Annotated in this window: 17 protein-coding genes; 7 read left to right on the top strand and 10 right to left on the bottom strand. The window is 63.0% G+C overall.

The features are described 5' to 3' along the window. The first annotated feature begins 6 nt into the window (after positions 1-6). Together X727_RS158975 and X727_RS158980 are read left to right on the top strand one after the other, a co-directional pair. Positions 7-582 (top strand): GNAT family N-acetyltransferase, encoded by a 576-nt coding sequence (locus X727_RS158975; protein WP_023821406.1) that lies wholly within the window; start codon positions 7-9, stop codon positions 580-582. A gap of 100 nt (positions 583-682) precedes the next feature. After that, the gene (locus X727_RS158980) at positions 683-2170 is read left to right on the top strand and encodes a hypothetical protein (RefSeq protein WP_023710629.1); all 1488 of its coding nucleotides are present in this window, start codon (positions 683-685) and stop codon (positions 2168-2170) included. Positions 2171-2194: 24 nt separating this feature from the next. Here the strand turns inward: X727_RS158980 and X727_RS158985 are convergent, their stop codons facing one another. Continuing rightward, the gene (locus tag X727_RS158985) at positions 2195-2848 is read right to left on the bottom strand and encodes a hypothetical protein (protein WP_023710628.1); all 654 of its coding nucleotides are present in this window, start codon (positions 2846-2848) and stop codon (positions 2195-2197) included. After that, positions 2845-3144 carry a DUF3572 domain-containing protein gene (locus X727_RS158990; RefSeq protein ID WP_023729852.1) on the bottom strand — a complete coding sequence of 100 codons (300 nt, stop codon included), beginning with the start codon at positions 3142-3144 and terminating at the stop codon, positions 2845-2847. Before X727_RS158990 ends, X727_RS158985 begins: the two co-directional genes overlap by 4 nt. Positions 3145-3383: 239 nt before the next feature. On the opposite strand from X727_RS158990, the gene X727_RS158995 reads away from it, so the two are divergent. Both X727_RS158995 and X727_RS159000 read left to right on the top strand, forming a co-directional pair. Next, the gene (locus X727_RS158995; RefSeq protein ID WP_023667574.1) at positions 3384-3755 is read left to right on the top strand and encodes a response regulator; all 372 of its coding nucleotides are present in this window, start codon (positions 3384-3386) and stop codon (positions 3753-3755) included. Between the two features lie 24 nt (positions 3756-3779). Further along, on the top strand, positions 3780-5153 hold the full coding sequence (locus tag X727_RS159000) for a PleD family two-component system response regulator (protein ID WP_023710626.1): 1374 nt from the start codon (positions 3780-3782) through the stop codon (positions 5151-5153). A gap of 409 nt (positions 5154-5562) precedes the next feature. Here the strand turns inward: X727_RS159000 and rpmG are convergent, their stop codons facing one another. From rpmG to X727_RS159040, 8 genes are all read right to left on the bottom strand, one after another. Next, positions 5563-5730, bottom strand: coding sequence for a 50S ribosomal protein L33 (rpmG, locus tag X727_RS159005; protein WP_006201775.1), 168 nt, complete (start codon positions 5728-5730; stop codon positions 5563-5565). Between the two features lie 323 nt (positions 5731-6053). Continuing rightward, on the bottom strand, positions 6054-6509 hold the full coding sequence (locus X727_RS159010; RefSeq protein WP_023710625.1) for a hypothetical protein: 456 nt from the start codon (positions 6507-6509) through the stop codon (positions 6054-6056). 116 nt (positions 6510-6625) lie between these two features. After that, entirely contained in the window at positions 6626-7801 is a 1176-nt protein-coding gene (locus tag X727_RS159015) for an MFS transporter (RefSeq protein ID WP_023681570.1), read from the bottom strand. 79 nt (positions 7802-7880) lie between these two features. Further along, the gene (locus X727_RS159020; protein WP_023833739.1) at positions 7881-8621 is read right to left on the bottom strand and encodes an NUDIX hydrolase; all 741 of its coding nucleotides are present in this window, start codon (positions 8619-8621) and stop codon (positions 7881-7883) included. 87 nt (positions 8622-8708) lie between these two features. Further along, positions 8709-9161: a DUF983 domain-containing protein gene (locus X727_RS159025; protein WP_031194788.1), complete on the bottom strand. Its 453-nt coding sequence runs from the start codon at positions 9159-9161 to the stop codon at positions 8709-8711. Beyond that, on the bottom strand, positions 9161-11467 hold the full coding sequence (rnr, locus tag X727_RS159030) for a ribonuclease R (RefSeq protein ID WP_023833738.1): 2307 nt from the start codon (positions 11465-11467) through the stop codon (positions 9161-9163). Before rnr ends, X727_RS159025 begins: the two co-directional genes overlap by 1 nt. Before the next feature lie 4 nt (positions 11468-11471). Then, positions 11472-14135 carry a type I DNA topoisomerase gene (gene topA / locus X727_RS159035; RefSeq protein WP_023833737.1) on the bottom strand — a complete coding sequence of 888 codons (2664 nt, stop codon included), beginning with the start codon at positions 14133-14135 and terminating at the stop codon, positions 11472-11474. A 318-nt stretch (positions 14136-14453) separates the two neighbouring features. Then, complete coding sequence (locus tag X727_RS159040) at positions 14454-14831, bottom strand: hypothetical protein (RefSeq protein WP_023833736.1); 378 nt, start codon at positions 14829-14831, stop codon at positions 14454-14456. Between the two features lie 218 nt (positions 14832-15049). Here X727_RS159040 and X727_RS159045 point away from each other — a divergent pair, with 218 nt between their 5' ends. The 3 genes from X727_RS159045 (at position 15050) to glmS (ending at position 19314) form a co-directional block, all read left to right on the top strand. Next, positions 15050-15799 (top strand): cytochrome c biogenesis CcdA family protein, encoded by a 750-nt coding sequence (locus X727_RS159045; protein WP_023833735.1) that lies wholly within the window; start codon positions 15050-15052, stop codon positions 15797-15799. A gap of 123 nt (positions 15800-15922) precedes the next feature. Beyond that, positions 15923-17296, top strand: coding sequence for a bifunctional UDP-N-acetylglucosamine diphosphorylase/glucosamine-1-phosphate N-acetyltransferase GlmU (gene glmU, locus X727_RS159050; RefSeq protein ID WP_023833734.1), 1374 nt, complete (start codon positions 15923-15925; stop codon positions 17294-17296). A gap of 194 nt (positions 17297-17490) precedes the next feature. After that, positions 17491-19314 carry a glutamine--fructose-6-phosphate transaminase (isomerizing) gene (glmS, locus tag X727_RS159055; RefSeq protein ID WP_023748541.1) on the top strand — a complete coding sequence of 608 codons (1824 nt, stop codon included), beginning with the start codon at positions 17491-17493 and terminating at the stop codon, positions 19312-19314. The last annotated feature ends 48 nt before the right edge of the window (positions 19315-19362 follow it).

The raw sequence follows: 19362 nt of genomic DNA, 5'->3' as shown, positions 1-19362 counted from the left end.
GAACTCATGAGCACCACCATAGCGCCGCTGGCGCCTGACCTATGGGCGGATTTCGAGGATCTTTTCGGCAAGCAGGGCGCCTGTTACGGGTGCTGGTGCACGCATTTCCGGATGGCGCCGGCGGTCCGGCGGGCCAGCGACAAACAGCGCAACAAGGATCATATCAAGGCGCGCATCGACGCAGGGCCGCCGCCGGGGCTTTTGGCTTTCGAGGACGGCATAGCGGTCGGCTGGATGCAGATCGGCCCGCGCGCCGACGTGCCCGAATGGAACAATCGGGGCAGGGGCTCGGCGCCGGTCGATCCAACCGACGCCGTAGATCCCGGCGTCTGGGCCATCTCCTGCTTCTTCATCCGCGCCAGCGCGCGCGGCCGGGGCGTCAGCCACCGCCTGGTCGAGGGCGGCATCGCTTTTGCCCGCCAGAACAAGGCGCGGCTGGTCGAGGCGTGTCCGATCGACGTGTCGCGCGATTCGCGTTCGATCGGGCTGTTCGTCGGCTCGTCGCGTGTGTTCGAAAAGGCCGGCTTCGAGCGGCTCCTCGAACGCAAGGCCGGCCGGCCGCTGATGCGGCTTGTGCTGTAGGCTAATTACCCGTCGGCGTTTGTTGATGTCCTGTGGAAACTGTAGGTTGGTTTCATAGCAGACGAACGAAGCGTTCCTTTTTGGTCAAATGGAGAATTTTGTGAACCGTGTCTTGCCGCTTGCTTTCCTTCTCGCCCTCAGCGCTCCTGCCTTTGGCCAGGCTGTCGATGCCCAAGGTGCCAAGCAACTTTCCGATGAGCTCTCTCGCTATGTCGGCAAACAGGCGCTCAATGAAGGCATTTTGAAGATCTCAGCCGAGGAGGGTGCCTACAAGATCACCTTCGATGTGAAGGCGCTTGTGGCGAAGATGCCGAAGCAGGATCTGAAGCGGTTCGATTTCCCGCCCGTCACGCTGCGGGTCAAACCGCGCAGCGACGGAGGCTGGGATGTCGCCTCGGATTTCTCTACGACTGGGTCCATCGAGGTAAATGGCCCAAATGGCCTGAACACCGGGCAAATCGTTGTCAAGGATGGCAAGTTCACGGGCGTCTATGACCCGAAACTGGCGGCATTTACCAGTGGCACCAGTTCGATTGCGGGCATGACGATGACGTCGCGCCAAGTCAGTCAATTGACCAATTTGAGCGTGGGGCTGGGCTCTTCCAAATTTGACGCCAGCAAGTCGGCTAACGGCGGCGTCGATCTTAATTTCACACAGGCGATGGCGGACTTCGTCGAAACGGTCAAAATCGATGACCGGTCAATCGCAGCGCTCCGGGCACCGGAGCTCGCTGTGAACGTGACCGCTAAGGCCATTCAGACCAAGCCGCTTCTGGATCTTTTGGCGTTCGCCGTCGCCCATGAGGACGAGGCCCGGCTGAAGGCCGATCAAGCAGAGTTCAAAACGCTTCTGCTCGGTGCGCTGCCGCTATGGGAACGGATCGATGGGACCTACGCATTCAAAAACCTTGCCATTGAAACATATGCCGGCAATTTCGGCGCGGCGCAGCTGAACACCGTTGTCGGCATGGACGGCATCACCAAGGACGGCAAGATCAGCTACGCATTCAAGGTTTCCGGCCTGACAATACCGCAGCAGATGCTGCCCAGTTGGACCGTTGCGTTGCTGCCGACGGATCTCGACCTGAATTTCGGCGGCGCCAACATCGATCTCGACAGTATGGCTCGGAAAACCATAGAAACCCTCGATTTCAGTAAGGATCCACCGCTTCCGGCAGATTTCGGCGATGAGATTTCCGCCGATTTCTTGGCCAAGACACCAAAGTTCGTGCTTGGACACAGCACGGTCAAGAATGGTGACATTGAGGTCGCCATGGAAGGCGAAATGACCTTCCCCGACAAGAAGCCCGATGCCAACGTGACGATCGACGTGACCGGCTACGACAAGATCGTGGCAAGCCTGCAGGAGGCGGCGAAGACGGACCCGCAGGCCTCGCAGGCTTTTACCGGCGCGCTGGCCATCAAGGGATTCGCCAAGACGCTGCCGGGCGGTCGTATCGAATGGGTGATCAACGCCAGGCACGACGGGTCGGTGACGGTCAACGGCGCCATGCTGAAGGGGCCTGATCCGGTCGTGGAAGACAACACCGATCAGGATGCGAGCCCTGGGACAGCAACGAAGCCCTGAGCGCTGGACTCAGAGGCGACTAACTCAGAGCCCGAGCGCGCTTGCGATCTTCGGCGCGGCCTCGTGCCAGTCCTCGACGGAGATGACGTCGTCCGGCACCGGCGGCAGGAAGGCGCGCAGCGAATTGTCGGCCATCAGGTGGAAGAGATGGGCGTCGGCAACCGAGTTGCGTGCCGAGATGAGGTTGGCGGGCTGGTCGTCGACAAAGACCACCGGCCGGCCCTTGCTACCACGCAACTTGGCCACCGCCGGTCCCTTGGCCATCTCGGTGGTCAACAGCGGATAGGGCAGCCCGAGCGCATCGAGATGAGCGCGGCGCGCCGCGCGATGCCGATGCGGCATGGCGGTCAAAAGGACGATCTCGGCGCGGTCGCCGAGGCTGGCAAGCGCTTGTTCGGCACCGTCGGTGACGCTCTGCCAGTCGGCCTGCGTATCGAAGAAATCTCCGAGAAGTGCCGTCACCTCCGGCTGTTCGATCAGCCGGCCGCTCGCCGTTTCGGCAATGTTGCCGGTGAGACGGAACGAGGCCAGCGTCAGGCCGAAGCCGCGCGATTTCAGGAAATGCGGAAACGGCCGGATGAATTCGAGCACGACATCGTCGACATCGAGGATCAGCAGAGGCCGGTCGTCGGCTGCAAGTTCGGCGATCTGGCGTGCCGTCTCGGGATCGTCGCTCATATCGAATGCTCATGGTCCTCGCCGCCAAGAGGCAGCGCGCGCAACGCCTTGCCGACTGAGGCAGGCGGGGTGCCGGTTTCCTCGGCAAAGCGCAGCAAGGTCGGCTCGTGGGCGAGGATGAACTGCAGCACGCCGGCAAGGAATCCCGGTTCGGCCGCGGCGCGGCGGATGGCGGACGCCTCGATGCCGGTGATGGCCAGGAAGCGCGGCAGGAGTTCGGGGTCGGCGGCGACGAAGCCCAGTGCCTTCACGGCAATGGTTTCCGCTTCCTCGCGCATTGACGCTGCGTTTGCCATCACTACTTTCTCGTTGCGGAAATGAGTCTCTTTTCCGCAGTAATCGCAAGCGTCGCCTGCGGCAAGCCACAGCCCCGATCCAATGTGGTTTTCGAGGTGGAATCCGAATGGCTTTTGCCGCTTCGGGTTTCCATTTCGTCAATCATATTGCCTTAAGAGTGAGCGAGGGTTTGGTGTGCTTCGACAAGGGCGCATAGCGGCAGGGCTTCGGGCAGAAGCCTGGCCGGGACGGGAAATCGATGCCTAAGAAGGTCATGATCGTCGAGGACAACGAGCTCAATATGAAGCTCTTTCGCGACCTCATCGAAGCCAGCGGTTATGAAACGGTGCGCACGCGCAACGGGCTCGAGGCGCTCGATCTGGCGCGCCAGCACAGGCCCGACCTGATCCTGATGGACATCCAGCTGCCCGAAGTGTCGGGGCTGGAAGTGACGAAATGGCTGAAGGAGGACGACGACCTCCATTCCATTCCGGTCATCGCCGTCACCGCCTTCGCCATGAAGGGCGACGAGGAACGCATTCGCCAGGGCGGTTGCGAGGCCTACATCTCCAAGCCGATCTCGGTGCCGCGTTTCATCGAGACCATTAAATCCTATCTCGGTGATGCCTGATGCCTTCAGCCGGAGCCTTGTGACATGACCGCGCGGATCCTCGTCGTCGACGACATCCCTGCCAATGTCAAACTTCTCGAGGTTCGGCTGCTGGCCGAATATTTCGAGGTGTTGACGGCCTTCAACGGGCCGGACGCGATCGAGACCTGCGAAAACGGCAAGGTCGATGTCGTGCTGCTCGACGTGATGATGCCCGGCATGGACGGGTTCGAGGTCTGCAAGCGGCTGAAAAGCGATCCGGCGACCGCGCATATACCGGTGGTCATGGTGACCGCGCTGGGCCACGTTGCCGACCGGGTGCGCGGCCTCGAGGCAGGCGCCGACGACTTTCTCACCAAGCCGGTCAACGATCTGCAGCTGATGACGCGGGTGAAGAGCCTGGTCAGGCTGAAGTCGCTGACCGACGAGCTGCGGCTGCGCGCATCGACCACCCGCAACATCGGCATCGAGGCGCTGTTGAGCCGCAGCTTCGCGTCGGAGGACGCCACGCCGAAGGTGCTGTTGATCGACGAGCGCAAATCGTCGTTCGAGCGCATCCAGAAAATGCTGCGCGGCAGCGCCGAGCTCGACATTGCGACCGATCCGCATGCCGGCTTCTTCCAAGCCGCCGAGGCGCCCTATGAGTGCGTGCTGATCTCGACCGGTTTTGCCGATTTCGATCCGCTGCGGTTGTGTTCGCAATTTCGTTCGCTCGACCGCACCCGCTTCCTGCCGATCATCCTGATTGCCGATGGAGGCGAGGAGGGGCGCATCATTCGCGGGCTCGAGCTCGGCATCAACGACTATCTGATGCGGCCGATCGACCAGCAGGAGCTGACGGCGCGGCTGCGCACGCAGGTGCGCCGCAAGCGCTACAACGACCAGCTGCGCGCCAGCGTCACCCAGACCATCGAGATGGCGGTGACCGACGCATTGACCGGCCTGCACAACCGCCGCTACCTCGACAGCCATTTGCAGACGCTGTTCGACCGCGCCGTGGCGCGGCGGCGGCCTCTGTCGGTGATGATCACCGATCTGGACCGCTTCAAGACCGTCAATGACTCGCATGGCCATGATGGCGGCGACGATGTGCTGCGCGAGTTCGCAAGGCGGCTGCGCAAGAACGTCAGGGGTATCGACCTTGCCTGCCGCTTCGGCGGCGAGGAATTCGTCGTTGTGATGCCGGACACGGACGGCGCGGTGGCGGAGAAAGTTGCCGAGCGCATTCGCGCTGAAATCGCCCAGCTGCCGTTTGCCATCGGCCCTGAAGGCAAGGCGATCGAAGTCACGGTCAGCGTCGGCGTGTCATCGGTTCTGAAGGGCGCGGACACGGTCGCGGCGTTGATGAAACGTGCCGACGTGGCGCTCTACGAAGCCAAAAGTGGCGGCCGCAACCGGGTCGTCGCCAAGGCAGCGTAGGCTAGACCACCGATTATGCAGTCAATCGGACAGGGTTAGGAATTTACCTTAATCCAAGCGATTCGGCAGGCTTGGTTAAGAAACTATTGATTTTCAAACATTGTTGCGCAAATGTGCGGTGCAAGAACAAGGGCGATGCGGGCACGAGGGTAGACAGCCGCATCGCTTCGCCGAATACCCCATGATGCTCAGGTCCGCCGCATCTCCTGGGTCCGTGGGGTCGGCCGGCCGGCGCTGGCACATAGTGGCCTCCTCGTACCGCTGCCATACGCCGACCGGCCCCCTTTTTTGCCAAAAAATGAGATGAGCACTTCGCGCCAAACAGCGGAGGGTTCTGGCTTTTCGGGGCCTTGAATCAAAAACGCCGCCCGAAGGGGCGGCGCTTTTGACAGAGCGTATGAAAACCAGATTACTTGATCTTGGTTTCCTTGAACTCGACATGCTTCTTGGCGACCGGGTCGTATTTGCGGAACGACAGCTTGTCGGTCTTGGTACGGCTGTTCTTGCTGGTCACGTAGAAGAAACCGGTGTCGGCGGTCGACAGAAGCTTGATCTTGATGTTTGCGGCTTTGGCCATTGTATCAGTCCGTTATGTTCGTGGGGTTTTGGCCGCTGGAGCGGGGGAAAACACCCGGACGCGGGAAACTTGGCGCGACACATAAAGAACGTGCCCGGAAAGTCAAGCCCGGCGCGGCCGCCGTGTCGTAAGCACATGAGTTGTCCGGATTAGGTAGCACATGAGTTGTCCGGTTTTATCACCGGCTCGATGGAGGCTGAGGCTCAGGGCGTTCGAATCTCGAAAACCAAGCAATTGGCTTTTCGTCCGCTACGAGGCCGCTTCTCACCCCACAAGGAGAGAAGGTAAGGTCGCTGTTGCTCGCCCTCAGCGGGGCCGGATTTCTAGGCTTCTTCCTTAACTGGAAGCGCTTTTTTCCAGTCCCCGGTGGTGTTCCACCAGCGATTCGGATTGGCGCGGTCGTCCAGGCCCTTGGAGCGGCTGGCGAGGATCGGCTGGATGCGGATCACCGGCTCCTGGTAGGAATGCGCCTGGAAAATCGCCTCGACGACGCGGGCGGCGAGCACCTGGTCGTCGGGCAACTCGAACGAGACCTCGACGGTGCCGGGGCGGCGGCGCAGTTCGGTTTCGACGCCGGCGGCTGCACCTTCCAGCGGTCGGTAGCGTTCGATGCCGTGCGCCGTTTGATAGGCGTTGCGGTCGTATTTGCCCATTGCCAGCGGCGCGATCGCGACCACGGCGTCCATGATGCGGTCGACATCGGTTGCCGGGGCCTGGAAGCTGACAAGCAGCAGAAGCGTCATGCGCAGAGATGTGGTTTCAAAGCCGCTGTCGATCATCACCGTATCCTCAAACTCGGGTTTTTTGGGACACCCTTTTAGCTGAGGTCTCCTGACACGGTTCTGTCAGCAGCGGCGACATCCCGTCAGGATTGCGCAGGCTGGCGACGGACAGGCTACCAGATCTTGCGGACCAGCCTGGCGCTGACCAAGGCGATATAGGCGGCAAAGAACAGGCCGAGCGACCAGCCGAAGCCGGAGGGCCCGAAGGCATCCATGCCGATGCCGATCGCCTGCGGGCCAAGCACCATGCCGACGCCGTAGCAGAGCACGAAGGCGGCATTGGCCGAGGCCAGTTCATGGCCGGAGAGCTGCGAGCCCAGATGGGCAAGGCCGATCGTGTACATGGCGGCCACCACGCCGCCCCAGACAAACAGAAGCGCCGCCATCAGGTGCCAATTGCCGGCGAAGAACGGCATGAAGATGGTGCCGGCAAGTCCGACCGTGGCACAGGCCAAAAGCAGATAGCGGCGGTCTGAGACGCGGTCGCTGATCATGCCGATAGGGATCTGCAACAGCACGTTGCCGAGGCCGATCATGGTGAGCAGGAGGGCTGCATCCGCCTCGGAATAGCCGATGCGGTTGCCATAGACGGGGAACAGCGCAAAGCCGCCGGTCTCGACGGCGCCGAACACCAGCACGGCGGCGGTCGCTGTCGGCACCAGCCAGATGTAGCGCAGGAAGTTGCTGGTTTCGCCGTCAACCACGATTGTGGGACTTTCATTCCGTGCGGCCAGCACCGGGATTGCGGCCAGCGCGACCAGGACGATGATGACGCCAAACGGCAAGAAGCCGGTGCTGCCGATATGGGCGAAGATCCATGGCCCGGCGGCGAAGCCGAGCGACAGCACTGTGGCGTAGATGCCGAGCACCAGGCCGCGCCGGCGCGGCGGCGCCGAGGTGCTGATCCAGAATTCCGACAGGATGAACAGCACCGTCAGCGCGATGTGCAGCACGACGCGTAGTGGGAACCACATCCAGAAGTCCGGCGCGAAGTGGAAGCCGACAAAGGCGAGCGCGCCGGCGGCGATCATGGCGATCATCGTCCAGGCGACGCCGAAGCGCATCGCCAGCGGCGTGGCCAGCGGGGCGCCGGCGATCGAGGCAAGGCCGGCGACCGCGGTGTTGAGGCCGATCATCGATGCCGAGTGGCCGCGGCTCTCGAGAATAACGCTGAGCAGCGGCATGCCGAGGCCTATGGCGATGCCGACGACGCTGATCGACGAGATCGCGGCGATCATCGGTAGCCAATGTACGCGCTCGTCGCCCTCTTGCTGGGTATCGACCGTCATGTGATGCCTGAATACTCTGTCTGTTTGATATTGCGTAATTCCGGACGGAAAACCGCGTCACACTTTTCCTGGAATTGCTCTAAAGAATTTCGCGAACGAAGCGGTTGCGGATAAGCCGGTAGAACGGCACGGACCCACCGGGTCGCAGGCGCGGATCGCCGGCAAGCCGCGTCTCCAGCTCCTGCAAGATCGTTCGGGTGATGTCGGGGATATCGGCCTCTCTGGCCTTGACAAGCGGCAGCCAGACCAGTTCTTCCAGCTCATTGGTCGGGCCGCCACCCGGCAGTTCCACGGCGACATCGCTGCGCCAGGCGCTGAAGAAGCGGGTGTCGAAACGACGCACGCGATTGGGCGGGGTGATGGCGCGGGCGATGAAGCGCAGCGGCGCCAGCGAAGGCTGGACGCCGTGCTCGACAAAGCCCTGCCAGTCGCGCTTGTCGGTTGCGAACGAGCCTTTGCGGCCGATGAGCAGGCCGGCTTCCTCATAAGTCTCGCGGATGGCCGAGAGCGCGATGGCACGGGCCCGCGACGGGCTGATGCGGCCGACGCCGGCGGTCAGCCTGGCTTCTTCCTCCGGGAGCAATGGGGTGGCAACGGCTATGCGGCTGTCGGCCGAATCGGTGCGGCCGCCGGGAAAGACGAACTTGCCGGGCATGAAGGCGTGGCCTGCATGGCGCCGGCCCATCAGCACCAGAATCTCGTCGCCCTCGCGGTCGAGCAGGATCAGGGTGGCGGCATCGCGCGGGCGTATGGGCAGGCCGCTGTGGGCGGCTGCGCCACGGTCCATCCTGCTGACTTCCGCCTTGGTCATACCTTCCATGCGCAGGACCTAGCGGAAACTTCTGGCAAACGAAAGTGGCCTTTCACGGTCGGCATGTTGCGCCAGGCGACATTGCCCTGACGCAAACTAGGTTCCGGGATGCGGCTCGGTGCCGTCTTTTTCGCCGCCGAAGCCGTGCATATAGAGCGCCCATTGCAGTCCGATGACGGCGCCCTTGACCGGTTGCAGCAGAGCGACCGACAGCACGATGGTCAACGGCACCCAAATGGCGATGTGCTGCCACATGGAGAGCGTCGAGGTCGCCTCAACGCCCATGAAGGCGCCGAGAACGATGTGGCCGACAATGACGATGACGAGATAAGCGGGCAGGTCGTCGGCGCGGTGGTGGTGGAACTCCTCACCGCACACGGCGCATTTGTCGACACTTTTGGTGAAGCCGGCGAACAACCTGCCTTCGCCGCAATGCGGGCAGCGGCCAAGGGCGCCGCGCTTCATCGCCGTCCACAGCGGGCGGGCGACTCGGCCCGAATGATGTTCGCCGCCGAAAACCTGCTTCTGGATTCCCATTTCGCTTGCCATTATCGTCTCCTGCCGCGCGACCCCGGGCGCGATTGCGACGCGCGGGCGCGGCCTTTTGCCTTGTGAAACGACCGTTTGGAGCCGGGCAGGGGCTTCGGGTCGGTCAGCATCTCGAAACGCATCGCGCCGGCCATAGGCGCCACCTCGATCAGGCGAACCTCGACGCGGTCGGCAAGCTGATAGCCCTTGCCGGTGCGTTCTCCGAACAGCGATCGCGCGGTTTCGTCATATATATAGTAATCGCCATCCAGACTTGACACCGGGATGAAGCCATCTGCGCCAAACTGCGGCAATTGGACAAATAGTCCCGATTTGGTGACGCCCGAAATGCGGGCGTCGAACCGGTCGTCGATGCGCTCGGCGAGGTAGGCAGCGATCAGCCGGTCGACGGTGTCGCGCTCGGCCGCCATGGCGCGGCGCTCGGTGCCGGAGATCAGCACCGCGACGTCTTCCAGCCGCGTCTCTTCGTCCTGCGTCAGCCCGCCAGGGCCGAGCCCAAGTGCGGCAATCAGCCCGCGATGCACGATCAGATCGGCATAGCGGCGGATCGGCGAGGTGAAATGCGCGTAGCGCTTCAGGTTGAGGCCGAAATGGCCGATGTTCTTGGGCGAATATTCGGCCTGACTCTGCGAGCGCAGCACCACTTCGTTGACCAGCCCCTCATTGTCGGCGCCACGCACGCGCTCGAGAATGCCGTTGAACTGGGCGGGTCGCATCTGCGCGCCACGCGCCAGCGACAGGCCGAGCGTCTGCAGGAACTCGCGCAGCGATTCCTGCTTGGCCAGCGACGGCGCATCGTGGACGCGGTAGACCAGCGCCTGCTTCTTCGCTTCCAGCGTTTCGGCGGCGGCGACATTGGCCTGGATCATGAATTCTTCGATCAGCTTGTGGGCGTCGAGCCGCTCCGGGACGACGACGCGGTCGACGGTGCCGTCCGGCTTGAGCAGGATCTTGCGCTCGGGCAGATCAAGCTCGAGTGGCTGGCGGCCATCGCGGCCGCGCTTGAGGATGGCGTAGGCGTCCCACAGCGGCTTCAGCACCGTATCGAGGATCGGGCCGGTCTTGTCGTCAGGAAGGCCGTCTATCGCGGCCTGGGCCTGCGGATAGGCGAGCTTTGCCGCCGATTTCATCATGACGCGGTGGAAGGTGTGACGCAGCTTGCGGCCATCGGCGGCAAAAATCATGCGCACGGCAAGCGCGGGACGGTCCTGGCCTTCGCGCAGCGAGCACAGGTCGTTGGAGATGCGCTCTGGCAGCATCGGCACGACGCGGTCGGGGAAATAGACAGAATTGCCGCGTTTCAGCGCCTCGCGATCGAGTGCGGTGCCATAGCGGACATAGGCTGCAACATCGGCGATCGCCACCGTGGCGATCACGCCGCCGGGGTTCTTCTCGTCGAGGTCGGGCGTGGCGAAGACGGCGTCGTCATGGTCCTTGGCGTCGGCCGGGTCGATGGTCACCAGCGGCAGGTCGCGCCAGTCCTCGCGGTGAGCAAGCGTCGCCGGTTTTACCGCCTCGGATTCGGCGATGACGTCGGCCGGGAAGATATGCGGAATGTCGTGCGCGTGGATGGCGATCATCGAGACCGCCTTTTCGCTGGTCAGCGAGCCCAGCACCGCCACCACTTTTGCGCGCGGCAAACCATACCGGGAGGCCCGCGCGGGCTCGACCTCGACAAGGTCGCCGTTCCTGGCGCCGTTCTGGAATTCCTTGTCGACGATCAGTTCGGGCTGGCGACGTTCCACCGGCTCGATGCGGAAGGTGCCGTCCTGAAGGATACGAAAGACGCCCAGCACGGCATCTGTCCGCTTCTCGAAAATCTTCATTACGCGGCCCGTATAGGCAGGCCCGGTCGCCTCGTCGGTCGGGAAGGTCTTGGCCAGCACACGGTCGCCGATGCCCGGCTGCGGGCCATTGCCGCCGCGCGAGACGCGGATCGAGACGACGGGCGGTTCGCCGGTGCCTACGGGCTCGGCAGGATGCGCCAGCAGGATGCCGTCGCCGTCGCGGCCGAAAATGTCGAGCACGGCGACATGGGGCAGGGCGCCGACACGGGCCAGCCCTTTGCGCTCCTTGGTCAGGATGCCTTCGTCCTGCAGGTCGCGCAGAATGTCCTTCAGCCAGATGCGGTCGTCGCCGCGCAAGGCAAACGCCTTGGCGATGTCGCGTTTTCCCGCGCGGTCGGGGTTCTCGGCGATGTAGCGCAGGATTTCGTCACGCGAGGGCCTGTAGTCGTCCTTGACCTTGGCCCTCGTGTCGGCGGTGCGCGGATCGCCGTGGCTTCTACCGGTGATCCTGCGCGCCACTCTGCTATCCCTTTTTCTTCGCCGCCGGCTTCTTGGTCGCCGACTTCTTGGCTGTGGTTTTCTTGCCAGTGGTTGTTTTGGCAGTGGTTTTCTTGGCTGTGGGGGCCTTGGCGGCTGCCGCCTTGCGGAACGGCTTCTTGCCGCCGCCCTTGGCTTCCTTCTCGGCAATCAGCGCCACCGCGTCCTCGACGGTCACCGACTGCGGATCCTTGCCCTTGGGCAGTGTCGCGTTGACCTTGCCGTAGTTGACATAGGGCCCGTATTTGCCATCGCGCACGACGATCTTGCCGCCGCCATCGGGATGGTCGCCGAGTTCCTTCAGCGCCGCCGCGGTGCCGCCATTGCGGCCGCCCTTGCCCTTCAGCTGCTTCTCGGCGATCACGGTGACAGCGCGGTTGAGGCCGATCGAGAACACATCCTCTATGCTGTCGACATTGGCATAGGTGCCATCATGCAAAACGAATGGACCATAGCGGCCAAGCCCGGCGGAGATCATCTTGCCGGATTCAGGATGCTTGCCGATATCGCGCGGCAGCGACAGCAGCGCCAAGGCCTTTTCATGGTCGATCGCGTCGGGCGTCCAGCCCTTGGGCAGGCTGGAGCGCTTGGCTTCCTTGCCGTCGCCGCGCTGGATATAAGGACCGAAGCGGCCTGAGCGCAGCGTGATTTCCTCTGCCGTGTAGGGATCGTTGCCGAGGACCTTGGTGCCGTCCTCGCCGCCGCCATTCTCGCCATTCGGGTTGGCGGCGTCGCCGAGTTGGCGGGTAAAGGAACATTCCGGATAGTTGGAGCAGCCGACGAAGGCGCCGAACTTGCCGAGTTTCAGCGACAGATTGCCGGAGCCGCATTTTGGGCAGATGCGGGGATTCGAGCCATCCTCCCGCGCGGGGAACACCAGCGGCGCCAGTTCCTCGTTCAGCGCATCGAGCACGTCGGTGACGCGCAGTTCCTTGATGTCGGCGACGGCGCCGGAAAAATCTTTCCAGAAGTCACGCAGCACGTCCTTCCAGGCGAGCTTGCCGTCGGAAATCTCGTCAAGCTTTTCCTCGAGTGAGGCCGTGAAGTCATATTCGACATAGCGCTCGAAGAAGCTTTCGAGGAAAGCCGACAGCAGCCGGCCCTTGGCCTGCGGCACCAGCCGGCGCTTGTCGATGGTGACGTAGTCACGGTCTTCCAACGTCTTCAGGATCGCGGTGTAGGTCGACGGACGGCCGATGCCGAGCTCTTCCAGCTTCTTGATCAGCGACGCCTCGGAATAGCGCGGCGGCGGCTCGGTGGTGTGCTGGGTGGTATTGATCGCCTGACGGGCCAGCTGCTCGCCGGCACGGATCTCGGGCAGGCGACGGTTTTCCTCGTCTTCGGCGTCGTCGTCCTTCTGGTCGGTGTATGCGGCGATGAAGCCGTCGAAGCGAACGACCGAACCGACGGCGCGAAGCTCCGCGGTGCGGGCGCCATTGACCGCCTCGATCTCGACCGTGGTGCGCTCGATCTCGGCCGACTGCATCTGGCTGGCGATGGCGCGCTTCCAGATCAATTCGTAAAGCCGCAGCTGGTCGGAATCGAGATATTGCCTGACCGAAGCCGGCGTGCGCATGAAATCGGTCGGGCGGACCGCCTCGTGCGCTTCCTGGGCATTCTTGGCCTTGGCTGTGTACTGGCGCGGCTTTTCCGGGAGGTATCTTGGGCCGAATTCCTTGGCGATGGTGTCGCGGGCGGCGTCGATCGCCTCCCGCGCCATCTGCACGCCGTCGGTTCGCATATAGGTGATCAGGCCGGTAGTCTCGCCGCCGATCTCCATACCTTCATAGAGGCGCTGCGCCACCTGCATGGTGCGCGTGGCCGAAAAACCGAGGCCGGACGATGCCGCCTGCTGCAGCGTCGAAGTGGTGAAGGGCGGGCCAGGATTGCGCCTTGTCGGTTTGGCTTCCACCGACAGAGCCTTGAAGGTCGCGCCTTCGAGCATGCCCTTGATATCGTCGGCCTGCGCCTTGCTGGCGATGTCGAGCTTCTGCAGCTTCTTGCGCTCGAACGCGGTCAGCCGCGCCTCGAAGCTGTCGTTACGTGGCGTGCCGAGGAGGGCAGCGATCTGCCAGTATTCCTCGCGGATGAAGCGCTCGATCTCGGATTCGCGGTCGCAGACCAGGCGCAGCGCCACCGACTGGACGCGGCCGGCCGAACGGGCGCCCGGCAATTTGCGCCACAGCACCGGCGACAGCGTGAAGCCGACGAGATAATCGAGTGCGCGGCGAGCCAGATAGGCATCGACCAATGGTGCATCGATCTGGCGCGGATTGGCCATCGCTTCCAGCACCGACGACTTGGTTATGGCATTGAAGACGACGCGGCTGACCGGCTTGTCCTTCAACACGCGCTTCTGCTTGAGCACCTCCAGCACGTGCCAGGAAATGGCTTCGCCCTCGCGATCCGGATCGGTGGCGAGGATCAGGCCATCGGCATCCTTGACCGCGTTGGCGATGTCGGTGAGACGCTTTCCGGAAGCGGTGTCGACCGCCCAGGACATGGCGAAATCCTCGTCGGGACGCACCGAACCATCCTTGGCCGGCAGATCGCGGACATGGCCGAACGAGGCCAGAACCTTGAAGTTCTTGCCGAGATACTTGTTGATTGTCTTTGCCTTGGCCGGCGATTCGACGACGACGACGTCCATGAGGTCTCATATCAGCTGTGGGGGCGGCAGAAGAATTCCGCTGCGTGACGCATTCAATTGGTCGCTCACATGGCCGCGCTTTTGCGATCGGTCAAGGGCAAGCGGCCAAAATGCGGAGGCGTGTGCCGCAATACACTCTTAGAGTGTATGGAGAAGATCACAAAATTTTTTGTCTGGGAGGGTTCGTGTTTCGAGCCACCGGGAAAGGTGCCGCGACCAGTTCGTGCTGCCCGTAAATGCCGAACTGGCCGCCGGGTCGCTTGGAGCCGGCGGCCAGCCGAGTCCCGCCGATGGGGTGCGGGATAGAGGTTCGGACGATCAGTCGGCCTTGACGATGTGCCAGACTTCGCCGACGCCGTCGCCGGTGACGTCACCGGCCTTCTTGTCCTTGATGAAGGTGTAGACCGGCTTGCCGTCATAGGCCCACATCTTGGTGCCGTCGGTGCGGTCGACGATGGTCCATTCGTCGTCCGCCTTGGCGCCGTCCTCGGCCTTCAGCGGCGGCCAGTTGGTGGCGCATTTGTCATAGCAGTTGGTCTTGCCCTTCTCGTCCTTGTCATAGGTATAGAGCGTCATGCCGTTGGCATCGGTGTAGATCTTGGTGCCAGCGACTTCCGCTTCCTTCCACGCTTCGGCGGCGAAGGATGCGGCGGTGCTGAGCAGAAGGGCGGCCAGGCCGACAGTGATGCTTTTCATGGAAATCTCCCTGGTGATCCGACGAAGCGCGCAGAAACCGCGGCTTCGCTCTGTGAACGTTCGGCGAGGGACATTTCTTCCCCGGCTTGGTCAACTTGGGATTGGCCGACAACAATTCGTCCGGCCGGATCGTATCTGTAGCCAAATTCCACACGATGGTGATTGGCGAACACGATTTTGCGTCGCTATATCGGCGCCAAGGAATCTGGAGTTCTGGAATGCCATTGGACATCGGCTATGTCAGCGCGGTCGGAGCGGGGGCGATCTCGTTCCTGTCGCCTTGCGTGCTGCCGCTGGTGCCGCCCTATCTCTGCTACATGGCCGGCGTGTCGGTCGACGACTTTCGCGGTGGCGGTGCCGGCGTCACGGCCAAGGCCGGCGCCCGCGGCGCGCTCATCTATTCCTCGCTCGCCTTCGTACTCGGTTTCTCCACCGTGTTCGTGGCGCTTGGCGCCGGCGCCTCGACCATCGGCCAGTGGCTGCGCGTCTGGCAGGAGCCGCTGGCGATGGCGGCCGGGGTGCTGATCGTCCTGATGGGGCTGAATTTCCTCGGCATCCTGCGCATACCACTTCTGTCGCGCGAGGCGCGCTTTCAGTCGCAGGGCAAGCCTGCCAGCATGGTCGCCGCCTATGTCATGGGGCTGGCCTTCGCCTTTGGCTGGACGCCGTGCATCGGCCCGGTGCTGGGGCCGATCCTGACCTTGGCCGGCGGCCGCGAGACGGTGGGCGAGGGCGCTCTTCTGCTTGCCGCCTATTCGCTTGGCCTCGGCATTCCGTTCCTGATTGCTGCCCTGTTCTCCGGCGCCTTCATGCGCTTCCTGGGCAGGTTCCGCGTCCATCTCGGCCGCGTCGAAAAGGCGATCGGCGCGCTGCTGGTTATCGCCGGCGTGTTCTTCCTCACCGGTGGCGTGCAGACGGTGTCCTATTGGCTGCTGGAGACATTTCCGGTGCTGGGCCGGCTGGGGTAGAGATCCGCTGATCGAGAGTGAACTGCCTCATCACCTCACCGGAATTTAACCGCATTGGTGCAGCATGACGCCAGATGCTACCACTCTCCGATTCCTGATCCCTTTTCAGATGGTTGTCCTTCCATGAGCCAGAGATCCTGTCTGTCCGTCATCCTCGCCGCCGGCGAAGGCACGCGCATGAAGAGCGCTCTGCCCAAGGTGCTGCACCAGATCGCCGGGCTGCCGATGGTCGCCCATGTTGTGAAGGCGGCCGGGGCCGCCGGTGCTGCCAGCCAGGCGCTGGTGATCGGCCATGGGGCGGAGGAAATGCGCAAGGCTGCGGCGAAGTTCGCCCCCAAGGCCGAGACGTTCGTGCAGGAGAAGCGGCTCGGCACCGCGCATGCCGTGCTGGCCGCACGCGGTGCAATATCAAGGGGTTATGACGACATTCTCGTGATGTTCGGCGACACTCCGCTGATCGATGCTGAAGCCCTGGTGACCGCACGGCGAAAGCTTGCCGATGGCGCGGCCGTCGTGGTGATCGGTTTCCGTCCGCTCAGCCCGGCCGGCTATGGCCGGCTGATCGAAAAGGGCGGCAAGCTGACTGCCATCCGCGAAGAGAAGGACTGCTCCGCCGAGGAAAAGAAGATCGGCTTCTGCAATGCCGGCATGATGGCGGTGGCCGGCGCTCATGCGCTCGAACTGCTCGACAAGGTCGGCAACAAGAACGCCAAGGGCGAGTTCTATCTCACCGACATCGTCGAGATCGCCAGCGCGCAGGGCGTAGATGTCGTTGCCACCGAAACCAGCTTCGAGAGTGCGCTAGGCATCAACAACCGAGCCGAACTGGCGCAGGCGGAAGACATCTGGCAGACGCGTCGCCGGCACGAGGCGATGCTGTCGGGCGTAACGCTGATCGCGCCGGAGACCGTGTATTTCTCGCACGACACCGAAATCGGCGCCGATACGATCGTCGAGCCCAATGTCTGGTTCGGACCGGGCGTGAAAATTGCAACCGGCGCCAAGATCCACGCTTTCAGCCACATCGAAGGCGCAACCATTGCCTCCAACTGCGATGTCGGGCCGTTCGCGCGGCTGCGGCCGGGTGCCGATCTTCGCAACAAGGCCAAGGTCGGCAATTTCTGCGAGGTCAAGCAGGCGGTCATCGAGGAGGGCGCCAAGGTCAATCATCTGACTTATATCGGCGATGCCCGTGTGGGCGCGGGGGCCAATATCGGCGCCGGCACCATTACCTGCAACTATGACGGCTACTCGAAGTTTTTCACCGACATCGGCGAGGGCGCCTTCATCGGTTCGAACTCGTCGCTGGTGGCGCCGGTTACGATCGGCAAGGGCGGCTACATCGCCTCGGGCAGCGTCATAACCGAAAGCGTGCCGGACGATGCGCTGGCCTTCGGCCGCGCCCGCCAGAAGACCATTCCCGGCAAGGGCAAGGAATTGCGCGAGCGCTTCGCGTCTGCCGCAGGGGCGAAGAAAAAGGCCGGCACCGGCCATTAACCGCCGAAGCAATTGAACAACCGAGGAATTGCGGTAACCGGATTGCAAGAGCGGTGTGTCATGGTGCATCGGGTTGAGAAGCGTTCCGTTACAGCAGACGAAACGCAAAGTGACTTTCGCGGCGGGCCGGCAATCCCTAGATAGCGCTGGTTTTCCATCGGGACTGGTTTTCCAGGTGAATCGGGGGCAGGCGCATGTGCGGTATCGTCGGAATTGTCGGCCAGAGCCAAGTCGCGCCGCTCATTGTCGATGCTTTGAAGCGGCTTGAATATCGTGGCTATGACTCCGCCGGAGTCGCCACCGTCGAGAAAGGTGCGCTCGGCCGCCGCCGCGCCGAAGGCAAGCTCATCAACCTCGAACGCCGGCTGAAGGAAGAACCGCTCGACGGCACCATCGGCATCGGCCACACGCGATGGGCGACCCATGGCGTGCCCAACGAGACCAACGCCCATCCGCATTTTTCCAACGGCGTCGCCATCGTTCACAACGGCATCATCGAGAATTTCGCCGAGTTGCGCGATGAGCTGATCCGCGACGGCTATTCCTTCTCGTCGCAGACCGACACCGAGGTCGTAGCACATCTGGTGGCGCGCGAACTCGCCAAGGGGTTGAAGCCGATCGAGGCGGCGCATCAGGCGCTGAAGCGGCTGGAAGGCGCCTTTGCTCTGGCCATCATGTTCACCGGCGACGAGGACCTCATCGTCGGCGCCCGCAATGGCCCGCCGCTGGCCGTCGGCCATGGCGATGGCGAGATGTTTCTGGGCTCCGACGCCATCGCGCTGGCGCCCTTCACCAATTCCATCACCTACCTTGAAGACGGCGACTGGGCGGTGGTGCGCCGCGATGGCGTCACCATCTTCGACATCGACGGCAAAGAGGTTGCCCGCAAGCGCCAGCAATCACTGTCGACCAGCTTCATGGTCGACAAGGGCAACCGCCGCCATTTCATGGAAAAGGAAATCCATGAACAGCCCGAAGTGATTTCGCATACGCTGGCGCACTATGTCGATTTCGTCTCCGGCGTGTCGAAGCCGCTGGAACTGCCGTTCGACTTCGCCAAGATCGGCCGGCTGGCGATCTCGGCCTGCGGCACCGCCTATCTGGCCGGCCTGATCAGCAAATACTGGTTCGAGCGCTATGCGCGGCTGCCGGTCGACATCGATGTCGCCTCGGAATTCCGCTATCGCGAAATGCCGTTATCGGCTGATGATGCCGCCTTCTTCATCTCGCAGTCGGGCGAAACCGCCGACACGCTGGCCTCGCTGCGCTATTGCCGCAAGGCCGGCATGAAGATCGGCGCCATCGTCAATGTGCGCGAATCGACCATGGCGCGCGAATCCGACGTGGTGCTGCCGACGCTGGCCGGGCCGGAAATCGGCGTCGCCTCGACCAAGGCTTTCACCTGCCAGCTTTCGGTTCTGGCGTCGCTTGCGGTGCGCGCCGCCGTGGCGCGCGGGACGATCTCGAAGGACGAGGAAAAGACGCTGGTGCGCGCGCTTTCGGAAGCGCCGCGCTATGCCAACCAGGTGCTCAAGCTCGAGGAGCAGATCGAGCGCATCGCGCGCGAAATCTCGCGCTACAAGGACGTGCTCTATCTCGGCCGCGACACCAATTTCCCGCTGGCCATGGAAGGCGCGCTGAAACTCAAGGAAATCTCCTACATCCATGCCGAGGGCTATGCCGCGGGCGAACTGAAACACGGGCCGATCGCGCTGATCGACGAGAACATGCCGGTCATCGTCATCGCGCCGCATGACCGCATCTTCGAAAAGACGGTGTCGAACATGCAGGAAGTGGCGGCGCGCGGCGGCAAGATCATCCTGATCACCGACGCCAAGGGCGCGGCGCAGGTCAGCGTCAAGACGATGGAGACGATCATCCTGCCAGACGTGCCGGAAATCATCTCGCCGATCATCTACGCGCTGCCGATCCAGATGCTGGCCTACTACGCCGCCGTCTTCATGGGCACCGACGTCGACCAGCCGCGCAATCTAGCGAAATCGGTGACCGTGGAGTAGTCGGCGCTCATCGGCGGTCTTAAAAACTTCGCGGTTCCAAAGCGCCGT

The organism is Mesorhizobium sp. L103C105A0 (assembly GCF_000502215.1).
Classification (GTDB): Bacteria; Pseudomonadota; Alphaproteobacteria; order Rhizobiales; family Rhizobiaceae; genus Mesorhizobium.
This window is presented reverse-complemented; position numbering and strand designations above follow the sequence as displayed.